General features: G+C 71.6%; 10 protein-coding genes. 6 read left to right on the top strand and 4 right to left on the bottom strand.

Annotation, left to right across the window (positions count from 1 at the left end; all coding sequences use genetic code 11):
• The first annotated feature begins 28 nt into the window (after positions 1–28).
• Together LIV37_RS05225 and LIV37_RS05220 are read left to right on the top strand one after the other, a co-directional pair.
• The gene (locus LIV37_RS05225) at positions 29–1,684 is read left to right on the top strand and encodes an AbgT family transporter (RefSeq protein ID WP_202979677.1); all 1,656 of its coding nucleotides are present in this window, start codon (positions 29–31) and stop codon (positions 1,682–1,684) included.
• A 50-nt stretch (positions 1,685–1,734) separates the two neighbouring features.
• Positions 1,735–2,889, top strand: a complete 1,155-nt coding sequence (locus LIV37_RS05220; RefSeq protein WP_020866052.1) for a M20 family metallopeptidase — start codon at positions 1,735–1,737, stop codon at positions 2,887–2,889.
• Positions 2,890–2,955: 66 nt separating this feature from the next.
• Here LIV37_RS05220 and LIV37_RS05215 read toward each other — a convergent pair whose 3' ends face one another.
• Together LIV37_RS05215 and LIV37_RS05210 are read right to left on the bottom strand one after the other, a co-directional pair.
• Positions 2,956–3,192: a DUF397 domain-containing protein gene (locus tag LIV37_RS05215; protein WP_020866051.1), complete on the bottom strand. Its 237-nt coding sequence runs from the start codon at positions 3,190–3,192 to the stop codon at positions 2,956–2,958.
• A gap of 5 nt (positions 3,193–3,197) precedes the next feature.
• The gene (locus LIV37_RS05210; protein WP_020866050.1) at positions 3,198–4,058 is read right to left on the bottom strand and encodes a helix-turn-helix domain-containing protein; all 861 of its coding nucleotides are present in this window, start codon (positions 4,056–4,058) and stop codon (positions 3,198–3,200) included.
• Between the two features lie 212 nt (positions 4,059–4,270).
• On the opposite strand from LIV37_RS05210, the gene LIV37_RS05205 reads away from it, so the two are divergent.
• On the top strand, positions 4,271–4,753 hold the full coding sequence (locus tag LIV37_RS05205) for a hypothetical protein (RefSeq protein ID WP_121825800.1): 483 nt from the start codon (positions 4,271–4,273) through the stop codon (positions 4,751–4,753).
• 19 nt (positions 4,754–4,772) lie between these two features.
• On the opposite strand, the gene LIV37_RS05200 is transcribed toward LIV37_RS05205, so the two are convergent.
• Together LIV37_RS05200 and LIV37_RS05195 are read right to left on the bottom strand one after the other, a co-directional pair.
• On the bottom strand, positions 4,773–6,788 hold the full coding sequence (locus tag LIV37_RS05200) for a pyridoxal phosphate-dependent aminotransferase (protein WP_373920589.1): 2,016 nt from the start codon (positions 6,786–6,788) through the stop codon (positions 4,773–4,775).
• 198 nt (positions 6,789–6,986) lie between these two features.
• Positions 6,987–9,290 carry an ATP-binding protein gene (locus tag LIV37_RS05195; protein ID WP_020866049.1) on the bottom strand — a complete coding sequence of 768 codons (2,304 nt, stop codon included), beginning with the start codon at positions 9,288–9,290 and terminating at the stop codon, positions 6,987–6,989.
• Between the two features lie 368 nt (positions 9,291–9,658).
• On the opposite strand from LIV37_RS05195, the gene LIV37_RS05190 reads away from it, so the two are divergent.
• The 3 genes from LIV37_RS05190 (at position 9,659) to LIV37_RS05180 (ending at position 13,579) form a co-directional block, all read left to right on the top strand.
• Positions 9,659–9,853: a DUF5999 family protein gene (locus LIV37_RS05190; protein WP_078956464.1), complete on the top strand. Its 195-nt coding sequence runs from the start codon at positions 9,659–9,661 to the stop codon at positions 9,851–9,853.
• A complete protein-coding gene (locus tag LIV37_RS05185) occupies positions 9,850–10,353 on the top strand; it encodes an ATP-binding protein (RefSeq protein WP_121825803.1) in 504 nt (167 codons plus the stop codon). Before LIV37_RS05190 ends, LIV37_RS05185 begins: the two co-directional genes overlap by 4 nt.
• Positions 10,354–10,678: 325 nt before the next feature.
• On the top strand, positions 10,679–13,579 hold the full coding sequence (locus LIV37_RS05180) for a helix-turn-helix transcriptional regulator (RefSeq protein ID WP_020866047.1): 2,901 nt from the start codon (positions 10,679–10,681) through the stop codon (positions 13,577–13,579).
• Positions 13,580–13,629 lie beyond the last annotated feature (50 nt).

The raw sequence follows: 13,629 nt of genomic DNA, 5'->3' as shown, positions 1-13,629 counted from the left end.
CTTGCCTCATTCCGTCATGCCTTCTCTAATGGACGTCCACTACTGCGTCGTCGACGAAGGAGTGCGGACGGTGAGTTCCAACGACACCACGACCACACCCGACAACCCGCCCGGCAAACCGCCTCCCGACGCGCCCGGGGAGTCCTCGGCGGCGCTGTCCGCACTGCTCCGGGTGCTCGGGGCCGTCGAGCGCGCGGGCAACAAGCTTCCCCATCCCTTCTGGCTGTTCGCCATCCTCAGCGCCTTCCTCGCGCTGATCAGCTGGGGGCTCGCCACCGCCGACGTCTCCGCGGTCGACCCGGCGGGCGGCAAGACCGTGGCGGTGCGCAGCCTGATCTCGGTCGACGGCGTGCGGTCGATGATCAACGACGCGATCACCAACTACGCCACCTTCCCACCGCTCGGCACCATCCTGGTCGTCATGCTCGGCGTCGCCGTCGCCGACCGGTCGGGGCTGCTCGCGGCCATGCTGCGGGCGGGTGTCGCCAAGGTCCCGGCGCGCTGGATGACCTTCGCCCTGGCCTTCACCGCGATGGTCGCCCACATCGCGTCCGACGCCGCCTATGTGGCGCTGGTCCCCCTGGGCGGGCTGGCCTTCCGGGCCGTCGGGCGCAGTCCGCTGCTGGGGATCGTCGTGGCGTTCGTCGGCGTATCGGCGGGCTATGACGCCAGCCCGCTGATCACCCCGATGGACGCGGTGCTGTCCGGGCTGACCACGGCCGCCGCGCACACCGTGGACCCCGGCTATGTCGTCACCCCGCTGTCCAACTACTTCTTCTCCCTCGCCTCCTCGGTGGTGCTGGCCGCCGTGATCACCTTCGTCACCGAGAAGGTGCTGGTGAAGCGGGTGGCGGCACTTCCGCCCGAGCCCGAGGAGGCGGACGGCGAAGCCACCGGGAAAGCCACCGGGGATGTCGAACTCGCCCTGGCGCCCGAGGAGCGCCGCGGGCTGCGCCGCGCCACCGTCGCCCTCGTCGGCTACCTCGCGGTGATCGTGGTGGCGATGATCCCCACCGGGTCACCGCTGCGCGGCGAGGGCGGCAGCATCGTCGAATCGCCCGTACTCTCCGGAATCGCCGTGGTGCTCGGACTGCTCTTCGCCCTCCTCGGCGCGGTCTACGGGCGTGCGGCCGGTACCGTCCGGGGCGGCCGTGACATCCCGGACTTCATGGCGCAGGGCATGCGGGAGATGGCCCCCATCCTGGTCCTGTTCTTCGCCATCTCCCAGTTCCTCGCGTACTTCAAGTGGACCGGCGTCGGCCAGGTGCTCGCCATCCGCGGCGCCGATCTGCTGAAGGACCTCGGGGTCACCGGCCCGGTCGCCTTCGTCGGCATCGTGGTGGTGTGCACGGTGATCAATCTGGCGATGACCAGCGGTTCGGCCATGTGGGCGCTGGTGGCCCCGGTCTTCGTGCCGATGCTGATGCTGCTGCACATCCCCCCGGAGGCCACCCAGGCCGTCTACCGCATCGCCGACTCCTGCACCAACGCCATCACCCCGATGAGCGCCTACTTCGTCATGGCGCTCGGCTTCCTCCAGCGCTACCGGCGCTCCGCCGGAATCGGCACCCTCGCCTCGCTGACCCTGCCGCTGTCCGTGGCCATGCTGGTGGCCTGGACCCTGCTGTTCTACGTCTGGTGGGCACTGGGCATTCCGCTCGGCCCCGGCGCGCCCGTCCGCTGATCACCAGCCGCTCCCTCACCCCCGCCACCCCCGGGAAGGATCCTCATCGCATGACCCCCTCCGACCTCGCCGCCGCCACCGCCCAGGCGCTGCCCGAGATGATCGAAGACCTACGGACGCTGGTGGAACTGGAGACGCCGAGCAACGACAAGCGACTGCTGGACGCGGGGCTCGCCACGATCAGCGGCTGGGTCGTCGACCGGCTCGGCGAGCCGGACGGAACCGAGCGCCACGACTGCGGACCGCACGGCGATGTGCTCGTCCTGACCTATCGCGGCACGGCGCCCGGCACCGTGCTGATGCTGTGCCACTACGACACGGTGTGGCCGGCCGGAACGCTCGCCGAATGGCCCTTCGAGGTCGAGGACGGCCGGGTGAGCGGCCCCGGTGTCTTCGACATGAAGACGGGCCTGGTGCAGGCGGTGTGGACCCTGCGGCTGCTGCGCGAACTGGGGCTCCCTCATCCCTCGGTGCGGCTGCTGCTCAACGGCGACGAGGAGATCGGCAGCCCCGCCTCCCGCCGCCATATCGAGCGGCTGAGCGAGGACGTCCTGGCCACGCTGGTCTTCGAGGCGTCGCTGGACGGGGCGCTCAAGACCTCCCGCAAGGGCGTCGGGCTGTTCGATGTGACGGCCCACGGCATCGAATCGCATGCGGGTCTCGATCCGTTCGCGGGCGCGAGCGCCATCCACGCGCTGGCCGAGGTGGTCCCGCGGATCGCCGCGCTCAGCGCCCCGGAGCGGGGGACCACGGTGAACGTGGGGCTGATCAGCGGCGGTACGGGGCGCAATGTGATCGCCGCACAGGCGAGTTGCGGCATCGACATCCGGATCGCCGAACCGGAGGAGATGAAGCGGATCGACGCCGCGCTGCACGCCCTCGCCCCCTCCGACCAGCGGGTGCGGCTGACCGTCACCGGTGAGTGGAACCGTCCGCCGATGGTCCCGTCCGACCCGTCCCGCCGGCTGTTCGAGCGGGCCCACGCGATCGCCGCGGAACACGGCTGGGAGCTGGCGGAGACCGCGGTCGGCGGTGCCAGCGACGGCAACTTCGTCTCCGCGCTCGGCCGTCCGGTCCTCGACGGGCTCGGTGCCCTCGGCTCCGGCGCCCACGCCCGCCATGAACACACCGTGCTCGCCCCGATCCCGGCCCGTACCGCGCTGACCATCGGCCTGCTGCGGGCACTGGCGGCGGACGCCACGTAACGGTACGCCGACGCCGCGCCGGCGCCGACGGGCCACCGGCCGTCGGCGTCGGCGCGCGGGGCCGCGTCAGCAGACGAGGAAGTCCGCCTCGCCCGCCTTGGCGCCCTGGATGAACGCGATGATCTCGCTGCGGGTGTAGATCAGCGCCGGACCGTCCGGATCGGTTGACTGACGGATCGCGACCCGGCCGTCGTCCAGCTTCATGGCTTCGACGCAGTTGCCGCCGTTGCCACCGCTCCACGGCTTGTGCCAGCCCTCACTGCCGAGGTCACTCGCGCGCATGCCGTTGTGAATGCGATCCATTCCGATCAGAGCTCCTTGCGGAAATCCCGGAGGATCTCCTTTGTGCGTCGTGCGGTTGCCGCCTGGGCCGCCATGCGGTCCATGGCCTCCAGATGGGAGGCCACCTCGATGCGCTCATCCAGGTAGACGGCGCCGGTCAGGTACTCGACGTAGACCATGTCCGGCAGTTCGGGTACAGCGAAGCGGAAGAGGACGAAGGGCCCATAGGTGCCCGGATGGTGCCCGGAGGAGAACTCCGAGATCTGCAGCGTGATGTGCGGCATCTCCACGGCCTCCAGCAGCCGGTCGACCTGGTGGCGCATCACCTCCGCCGAACCCACCTGCCGGCGCAGCACCGTCTCGTCCATCACCACCCACAGCCGGGGCGGATCCCGCCGGGTGAGCAGGCCCTGCCGCTCCATGCGCAGCGCCACATGGCGCTCCGCCTGCCGGGAGTCGGCCTGGCCGACGGCGCCGGTCTGCATGACCGCGCGGGCGTAGTCCTCGGTCTGGAGCAGTCCGGGCACGAAGTGCGGCTCGTACGCCCGGATCATCTCGGCCGCGCCCTCCAGGCTGACGTGGACGCTGAACCAGTCCGGCAGGATGTCGTGGAACCGCTGCCACCAGCCGGGCTTGTTGGCCTCCTCGGTCAGGGTGATGAACGAGTCGAGCTCGTCACCGGTGATCCCGTAGGCGTCCAGCAGCAGCTGCACATACGGGACCTTCAGCGCGACCTCGGCGGTCTCCATGCGGCGGATGGTGGCGGGCGCCACCCGCAGCACTTTGGACGCCTCGTCCCGCTTGAACCCCGCCTTCTCCCGCAGATCCTGCAGCCTCTTGCCGAGGACGACCTGACCCACGGTCGGCGCCGACCGCGGTTCGCTCACCTGAATCCCTCCCTGACCTCCCCAACGCTGATGTTCGCAGTGTGCCATGGCCAGTGCGGAACGGACACATTGCACTGACGACTCTGCACAATTCAGAGTGACGCTTGCCAAGTGTCCCCGGCGATGCGCATAGTTGCCGCATGATCCCGTTACCGCGCCCCGACGCGGCGACCGCAGGCACCATCGGCCCGACCTCTGTGAAGTGCCCCTAGATGACGTACGCGTTCGCCGGTGCGCTGACCGGCCTCGTCCGCGGCCGGTTCGGCCGGCGGGGATTCCGTGCGGTGTCCGGCCGCAACCGCCTTCAACTGCCCGCAACGCTGCGGACGGACCGGGCCTACGACGCGGTGGGGATCGCCGAGCGGCACGGCCCCGGGGTGATGGCCCTGCTGCCCCGGGCGGGATGTGTGCTCACCGGCGCCGGGTGCTGGTGGTGGATCGTGCCGCCCCATTCGGACGTCGGGGTCGACTGGCCCCCACCGGCCGTCTACGCGCCCGGCGCCATGGTGACCGGCCCGCCCGGGCGGCGGACCGGCCCCACGGGCGGTCCCACGGGCAGTGAGGAGCCCGGTGTGGTGCACTGGCCGGGCGACGGGGAGCCGTACACCCATCCGCTGCTGCTGCACATAGCGGTCTGCGCGGCGGCCGGGGTCTCCCCGGCCTGGCCGTGCGACGACCGGCTGCGTCGGCCATGACCTCGGCACCGGGGCCCGGTCATGCCGTCGAGCCGTCCTGGAGGTACGCCGCGGGGCGCGGATAGCGCTGCAGCGCCGGGGTCTGGCCGGTCGGGTCGTCGTCCTGCTCGCTGAGGGGGACGACCGGGGCCGCTGCCGCCGCCGCGGCCTTCAGCTCGGCGGGGTCGTAGGTCATGGCCTGGGTGCGCTCCATCGGCGACGGCTCGGGTATTCCCGTCTCCTGCTGCCCGTAGACCGGGATCTGGTCGACCGTCGTCTCCTCGGGCCGGGTCTGGACGTACGCCGCCGTACCCTGCCCCTGGGCACCCTGGACCTGGGCCATCGGCATCTGGGAGGTCTGTGCCTGGGCGCCCTGGTACGGCGTGCCCTGCGGCTGGGGCGCCATCTGCATGAACGGCGTCTGGCCCTGCGGCGCCTGGCTCTGGACCGGCTGCAACTGCGGGGCCTGGAACTGCTGCGCGGGCACCTGCTGCGGAATCTGCGGCTGCGGGGCCTGGACCATCTGGGGCTGCGGCAGCGCGGCCGGGGCCTGGTACAGGGGCGGCTGGACCGGGGGAGTGGCGACATAGGCGGGCGACAGCTCCGGGAGCGGCTGCTGCTGGACGTACCCCGGCGAGGCGCCCGTCCCCGCGCCCGCGAAGGACGCCTGCCCGTACGGGTCGCCGGCGACGCCCTGCGGGGCCGGGAGTGCCGCCGCGGAGTACATCGGCTGGGGCTCCTGCGCCATCGGCGCCGCGGGCAGCTGGGGCGGCTGCTGGTAGGAGTAGTCCAGGGACTGGGCCTGCCAGGAGGTGGCTCCCAGGGCCCCCATGGACCCCGAGGACCCCGGGTATCCCGAGGACCCCGGGTAGGGCAGCGACGACTGCTGGTCCCAGCCGACCTGCGGAGCGTAGAAGGACGTCCCGTACAGCACCGTGCTCAGCCCGGCCAGCAGCCGCTGCACATCCGGCTGGGAGCGCACCACCAAGCGCATGAACTGGCTGCTGCTGCCCAGCTTGTTGCCGCATTCGCGCACCAGCACACCGTGCTGGGACAGCAGTTGGTCGCGGACCCAGCCGCCGTCCGTCCCGGCCGGCAGCTTGACGAAGACGAAGTTGCCCTGGGAGGGGTAGACCGTCATCCCGGGCAGCCCGGTCAGCTGGGTGGTCATCTGCTGCCGGTCGCGGCTGAGCATGCGCAGGCTCTCCACGTACTCCTGCCGGTACCGCTTCAGCATGAAGACGATGACCTCGGCGAAGGAGTTGAGGTTCCACTTCGGCAGCCGGGAGCGGATCTGCACGGCGAGCGACGGATTGGCCACCAGATAGCCGAAGCGCACCCCGTGCAGCCCGAAGTTCTTGCCGAGGCTGCGCAGCACGATCACATTAGGGCGCAGGATGGCCTCGTCCACGACGCTCGGATACGCCTCGGCGTCCGCGAACTCCAGGAAGGACTCGTCGATCACGATCAGGTCGAGGTCGGCCAGGGCGTCCATGATGCCGATGAGGGCCTGGCGGGACACCAGCCCGCCGTCGGGGTTGTTGGGATTGCAGATCACGGCGACCCGGGAGCCCCGGGAGCGTACGAAGTTGACGAAGGCGTTGGGGTCGAGTGCGAATCCGCTCATTTCCGGGAGCTGGAACATATCGACCCGTTTGCCGGTCTCCATCGGCTGGTCGGTCCAGCGGCCGAAGGTGGGAATCGGCACCGCCAGGCTCTCCTTCACCAGCAGATGGTCGATCCAGGTGATGAGCTCGGTCGAGCCGTTGCCCATCGCCATGGTCTGCGGCTGCAGCCCGAGCACATCGGCCAGTTCGGCGGTGATGGTCTCCGCGGAGCTCGGGTAGTAGGTGAGGATGTCCCGCAGCCTGACCGCCATCACGGCGAACATCGCGGGGGTGGGGAAGTACGGATTGCAGGGGATGCAGAAGTCCACGAGCTCCTGTCCGCCACCCGTGACCCCGGCGCGGTTGAGCGCGAAGAACGACGGGCTGTGGGCGGTGCCACGGAAAAGCTCCATGGCATCACCGGTATTGCCGACTGCGGCAACAGTCACGGCGGGACCTCCTCGGTCGCATGAGCCGCGTCGACGCACTGACACGGCCGTTGCGGCTCGTCCCTCGAGCCTGACGCATGATCTCTCGAAGCCGGGGCGGGCGAGGATTTTCGTGGGGGTTGTGAAAACTTCCGGGACACCTGCTCCGGTCTCGAATAGAATTCCGCCCCTTGCCCCTTGAGAATGTCGGCGCGGTCTTCAGACCGTATCCTCCGGCGGGCGTTCGCCATCGGCCTCGGTGGTGCGGTGCTGTTCCGCTACCCAGACCGCCACCTGCGCACGCGAGGTGAAACCCAGCTTGCTCAAAATGTGCTCAATATGGCCCTCGGCCGTGCGCTGGGCGATGACCAGGGACGAGGCGATGTCCTTGTTGCTGAGCCCCTGCGCGACCAGCCGCGCGATTTCGGACTCCCGGGGGGTCAGCGGCGACGGCCGCCCGCCCGCCGACGCCTCCCCGCCGGGCAGTTCGTCCTCCAGCGCATACCCCAGCGCCTCGGCGTAGGACAGCCGGGCGCCCTGTTTGCACGCCGCGTTGAAGGCCGGTTTGCCCAGGGCCCGCCGCACCGCGGCCTCGCACTCCTCGTGGTAGTGGACCAGGTGCCCGTAGCCGGAGTGCGGGGCGCCGATGGCGTGCCAGAGGGTCCCCAGGGCGCCGAGCAGCCTGGCCGCCCGATGGTGGTCCTGTTCGGTGGCCGCGATCCAGGCCAGCACCTCCAGGTTGACCCCGACGCCCAGCGGGTCGTCCAGCGAGCGGTTGAACGCGAGGCTCTCCTTCTCCAGGGCGGCGGCTCTCGCGGTGTCGCCCTGGCGCCAGACGTCCACGCCGAGCGCCATCATCGTGTAGGCCCGGTGCCAGCCCTCCCCGTACGCGTCGCACACCTCCAGCGACTCCTCGCCCAGGGCGATCGCGCGCGACGAGTCGCCGATGAAGGAGTGGGCGAGCGAGAGCCGGATGAGCGCCAGGGCCAGCCCCACCGGATCGCCGGTCGCGCGATGGCGGGCCACGGCCTCCTCGTAGAGCGCGATCGCGGACCGGGTCTCGCCCCGGTACATGGAGACCATGCCGGAGTAGAGCGCGGCGTAGGCGAGCACCGGCTCCAGGCCCAGCCGGGTGCCGATGGACCGGCTCTCCTCGAGCAGGGCCGCGGCGGCGTCGATGTCGGACTGGATGACGGCCAGCCAGCTGTTGGTCCACAGGGCCCGCGCCCGCGACCCGTCGGGTTCGGTGCACAGCGCCAGCGCCTGGTCCAGCCAGCGGCGGCCTTCACCGAGGTAGTAGCTGGTGATCCAGTGGTAGAGCAGATCGGCGGCCATGTCGAGTCCGCATACGGTCTGCTCGGGCTCGGCCAGGCAGCCCTCCAGGGCGGTGCGCAGATTGGCGTGCTCCAGGTGGAGCCTGGTGAACCACTGCACCTGGGCCGGTCCGAAGAGCGCCGCCCGCGCGTCCGCGGCGAGCCCGCGGTAGTAGTCGCGGTGGCGCCGCAGCCGCACGGCCTCCTCCCCGGAGGCGGCCAGCCGCTCACGGCCGTACTCGCGCAGCGTGTCCAGCATCCGGTAGCGCACCGACGTCCGGTGCTCCTCCCTGAGCAGCACCGACTTGTCCACCAGCTCGGCCACCAGGTCCAGGACCTCCTCGCGGTCGATGCCCTCGCCCGAGCAGACCGCCTCGGCCGCGTCCAGGTCCAGGCTTCCGGCGAACACCGAGACCCGGGCCCACAGCAGCCGCTCCCGCTCGGTGCACAGCTCATAGCTCCAGTCGATCAGCGCCCGCAGCGTCTGATGGCGGGGGAGGACCGTCCGGGAGCCGGTGGTGAGCAGCCGGAACCGGTCGTCCAGCCGGTCCAGCAGCTGCCGTACGGACAGGACGCGCAGCCGTACGACCGCGAGCTCGATGCCCAGCGGGATGCCGTCCAGCCGGCGGCAGATCAGCTCGACCGCGTCCCGGTTGTCCTCGTCGAGCTGGAACCCGGGCACGATGGCCGCGGCCCGCTCGACGAACAGCCGTATCGCGTCGCATCGCGCGAGCGTCGCGAGGGAGGGCCGTGGACCCTCGGGGTCCGGCAGCCCCAGGGCGGGGACGGCCAGGCTCTGCTCACCGGCGGTGCCCAGCGCCTGACGGCTGGTGGTCAGAAGCCGCAGCCGGGGGGCCGCGCGCAGCAGCCGGTCGGCGAGCCTGGCGCACTCCTCCAGCAGGTGTTCGCAGTTGTCGAGAACGATCAGGGCCTGCCGGTCCCGCAGATGGTCGACGAGGATGTCCATCGCCGGGCGGGAGGAGCGGTCGCGTATCTCCAGCGCCTCGGTGACGCCCTGGGCGAGCAGTGTGGGGTTGTCCAGCTCGGCGAGTTCGGCCAGCCAGACCCCGTCGGGGAAGGCCCGGCGCGCCTCGTCCGCGACCCGCAGCGCCAGCCGGGTCTTGCCGACCCCGCCGGCCCCGGTCAGGGTGACCAGGCGGGACGCGGACAGCATCCGCTTGACCTCGGCCGCCTCCTGCCGACGTCCCACGAAACTCGTCACCTCGGCCGGCAGCCTGACTGTCTGCCGCCCGGTCGGGGTGCCTGTCGCCAACGCACCCATCGATGCCTCGCACCGGCCTCGGGAGGGCGGGACCCTGTGCCCGCACGGACCCGAAGCCCTGTTTCCAGGCTATGCCCGGGCCGGGGGCCGCCGCACCCACCCCGGGCGGGCGCCGGGCGGGTTCACCTAGGGTGAACGGCCGCCGCCCGTCCGTGACCGCCCCGGCGGGGGGAGGGGAGCGGGACGGGTACCGATGCGGGGATATCTCCCCTCGCCGCGTCCGGCCGCGCCGGGCCAGGATGGTGGTCTCGGTGAGTTCCGCCGACCCCTATGGCGGAAGATCGAAGGTTCGGACCATGTGCCTCCACCAACCCCAATGTCCTCCCGCCGACGCACCGGATCACGATTCGGCGCGCCCGGTGGCCTCCCACCCCGAGCAGGGATGGAGCCTGCTCTGCAACGGAGTGGTGATCTTCGCGGACACGGGTGAAATCCTTCCCGACGGGCGCGCCATCCCCGCCCCCCGGACCAGCCCAGACCCCTCAGCATGAACGCTGCCACTTTCACCCTCACGCCCGGCTCCCCGATGTGCACCGCGCGCCGCCCCGACACGGCACCCCCCGCCACCAGCGGCGGGACGTCCTGGCTGCTCCCCTCCGAGCCGTCCTCGGTGCCGACGGCCCGGCGGCTGGCGCTCGCCCAGCTGTCGGCGTGGACGCTGCACGACTTCGCCGATGACGCCGAACTGCTCGTCAGCGAACTGGTCACCAATGCTCTGCGGCACGCGGGCGGACCGATCCGCCTGACGCTCTCCCTGTGCTCCGTCGACCGCGCCTTCCGCTGCGAGGTGGCGGACGAGGACCCCGGGCAGCCCCGGGTCCGCCGGGCGTGCGGCGATGACGAGGGCGGGCGCGGACTCCATCTGCTGGATCTGCTCTCCCGCTGCTGGGGATCCACCCGCACGGCGGCGGGCAAGGTCGTCTGGTTCGAGCTCCACCCGCCCGCCATCGTCCTGGAGGCCGCCCTGGAAGAGGGCCGAACGACCCCGTGATCGTTTGCCGACGAAGGGAGATGCCATAGACGACTTCACGCCTCGTACCCACACAGTGATACCGAACGGCCCGGAGACGGAATGGTGAACGCCCTCACCACGCCTTCCGTCTCCGGGCCCGGCTGGTCGCTTTACGGGGCCGATTGATCGGGATCCGGACTTCACCGATCGGGCTCCGGGCGGATGACCGCTCGGGAATGACTGATCGGGATTGGCTGACTACTGATCGGGATTGATCGTCGTCATTGCGCTCGTGTAGCCTGCTGACCGCGTCAGCAGCACACTTTTCCGAAATTCTTCGTATTTTGTGGCTCGAGGAGGCTGCGTGGTGGACCGGAAAACGGATTCCGGTTTACCCGGCGCGCTGGTCGGACGCGCCGCCGAACTCGCCGCGCTGACCGCCCACGCGGAGGCCGCCCACGGTGCCCGCTCCGGTCTGGTGGTCCTGTCCGGTCCGGCCGGAATCGGCAAGACCAGCCTGCTGCGCGCCTTTCTCGACAGCGACGCCTGCCGGAAGATGACGGTATTGCACGGCGCCTGCGGCGAAGTGGTGGCCGGTGCCGGATACGGCGGCGTACGCGCCCTCTTCGGAAGCCTCGGGCTCTCGGCCGAGGACGCCCAGGACTCCCCGCTGCTGCGCGGCAGCGCCCGCCGCGCCCTCCCCGCGCTCAGCCCCCGCCCCGGCGAGGAGGGGCCGCCCACGGCCGCCAGCGTCTACCCGGTGCTGCACGGCCTGTACTGGCTCGCCGCCAACCTGATGACCCAGGGCCCCCTCGTGCTCGTCCTGGACGATGTGCACTGGTGCGACGAGCGCTCCCTGCGCTGGATCGACTTCCTGCTGCGCCGGGCCGACCAGCTGCCGCTGCTGGTGGTGCTCGCCCAGCGCAGCGAGGCGGAACCGGTCGCCCCGGCGGCCCTGGCGGACATCCTCGCCCAGCCGCGCTCCGCGGTGATCCGCCTCGATCCGCTGACCGACGGCGAAGTGGCCGAAATGGCCCACCAGGTCTTCGCCGCCCCCGTCGCGCGCTCCTTCGCCAAACGCGCCGCCGCCGTCTGCGGCGGCAACCCGCTGACCGTCACCCGGCTGCTGCGCGAGCTGCGGGCCAAGGGCGTGGCGCCCGACGAGACCGGCATCCGCGAGATCGCCGAGGTCGGGAGTTACGTGGTCGCCCTGTCCGTGCGCGCGCTCTTCGACGCCCGGCCCGACTGGGTCCGGGACGTGGCCACCGCCATCGCGGTGCTCGGCGAGGAGGACGCGGAGCACATCGGCGCGCTGGCCGGAGTGCCCGCCGCCCGCGTCGCGGAGGCCGTGGAGCAGCTGCGCGAGGCCGAGGTGATGGCGCCGGACCGGGCGGACCTGGCCCATGACGTGGTGCGCTCGGCGATGCTGGAGGCCGCCGGGGCGGAGCGGCTGGCCGAACTGCGCGCCAGGGCGGCCCTGCTGCTGAGCGACGCCGGACGGCCCGCCGAGGAGGTCGCCAACCAGGTGCTGCTGGTGCCCGGCACCCCCCAGCCGTGGATGGGCTGGGTGCTCCGGGAGGCCGCCGCCCAGGCCGAGCACCGCGGTGCCCCGGAGGCCGCCGCGCGCTATCTCTACCGGGTCCTGGAGGCGGAGCCGGACAGCCTGTCGGCGCATGTCCCGCTCGCCAAGGCGCTCGCGGAGATCAATCCCGCCGAGGCCATCCGGCTGCTCAAGCGGGCGCTCACGCTGGCCACCGACATCCGCACCAAGGCGCCCATCGCCGTGCAGTTCGGCCTCACCTGCCTCACCGTCCAGCAGTCACCGGCCGCCGTACGGGTGCTCAGCGAGGTGCTCGACGAACTCGAGGCAGAGCTGGGGCCCGACCCCGATCCGCGCGACCACGAGCTGCGCACCCTCGTCCAATCGACGCTGCTGATCAGCGGATCCGACGAGAAGGCCACGATCCACACGGTCCGGGAGCGCTTCACGCGCATCCCCGAACCCGCCGGTGACACCCCCGCCCAGCGCCAGATGCTCGCCATGATGACGGTCCTCTCCGCGATGGAGGGCCGCTCGGTGCGGCGGGCGGTGGGGCAGGCCCGCCGCGCGCTGAGCTCCGCGGACCGGCTCGACAACTGGTCACTGCTCTTCTCCGCGTTCACCCTCGGCCTGGCCGACGAGATCGAGGAGGCGATGGAGACCCTGGAGCACGCGCTGCGCCACGGCCAGGACAACGCCGCGGTCTGGTCGTATGTGATCACCCTGTCCTACCGCGCCCTGCTGCTGCACGGCGTCGGCGCCATCCCCGACGCCCTCGCCGACGCCCAGACCGCCGTCGAGATCATCGGCGAGGAGCGCTGGAGCGCCAATGTGACCATGCCGCAGACCGCGCTCGCGACGATCCTGATCGACCGGGGCGAACCGGAGCGGGCCGAGGAGCTGCTGGCCGCCGTCACCCGGCCGAACCTGGACGGGTTCGTCATGGAGTACCACTCGTACCTCATGGCCCGCGCCCGGGCCCGCTGGGCGCTCGGCGACAGCGCCACCGCGCTGCGGCTGCTGCTCGACTGCGGCGCCTCCCTGGAGGAGTCCGGTTTCGCCAACCCGGTGTTCCTGCCCTGGTGGACCGAGGCGGCCTGTCTGCTCGCGGCGGAGAAGCGGGCGGACGAGGCGCGGGACCTGGTCGAGCACGGCGCCGAACTGGCCCGCCGCTGGAGCACCCCGCGCGCCTTCGGGCTCGCCGCCCTCGCCCGCGGGGTGACCACCCCGGGCGAGGAGGGCATCGCCCAACTCACCGAGGCGGTCGAGCACTTCTCCGGGTCGCCCGCCCGCTCCGAGCACGCCCGGGCCGAGTTCCTGCTCGGCGGGGCGCTGCTGGACGCGGGGCGGCCGCGCGAGGCCCGGGAGCGGCTGCGCTCGGCCGTCGACCTGGCGCAGGGCTGCGGCGCGCTCGCGCTCGCCAGGGACGCCCGCAACCGGCTGGTGGCCGCGGGCGGCCGGATGCGTGAGATCACCGCCTCACCGGTCGACCTGCTCACCGGTACCGAGCGCAAGGTGGCCCAGATGGCCTCGCGCGGGGCGGGCAACCGCGAGATCGCCGAGTCGCTGTTCGTCACCGTACGGACCGTTGAGACCCATCTCACCAGCGTCTACCGGAAGCTGAGTGTCAGTCAGCGCGGGGAGCTGGCCTCGGTGCTGAACACCCCGAGCCTGCCCGATCCACAGGCCCCCGCGTGGGTCTTCGCCTCGCGCGGCCGACGCTGACGCGGGCACGGCGGTTCGCTGACAGGTTCACGACCCACCCCAGGCATATA

Source organism: Streptomyces rapamycinicus NRRL 5491, assembly GCF_024298965.1.
In the GTDB taxonomy this organism is placed as follows: domain Bacteria; phylum Actinomycetota; class Actinomycetes; order Streptomycetales; family Streptomycetaceae; genus Streptomyces; species Streptomyces rapamycinicus.
The sequence above is the reverse complement of the archived record's forward strand: the minus strand, read 5'-3'. Positions and strand labels throughout refer to the sequence as shown.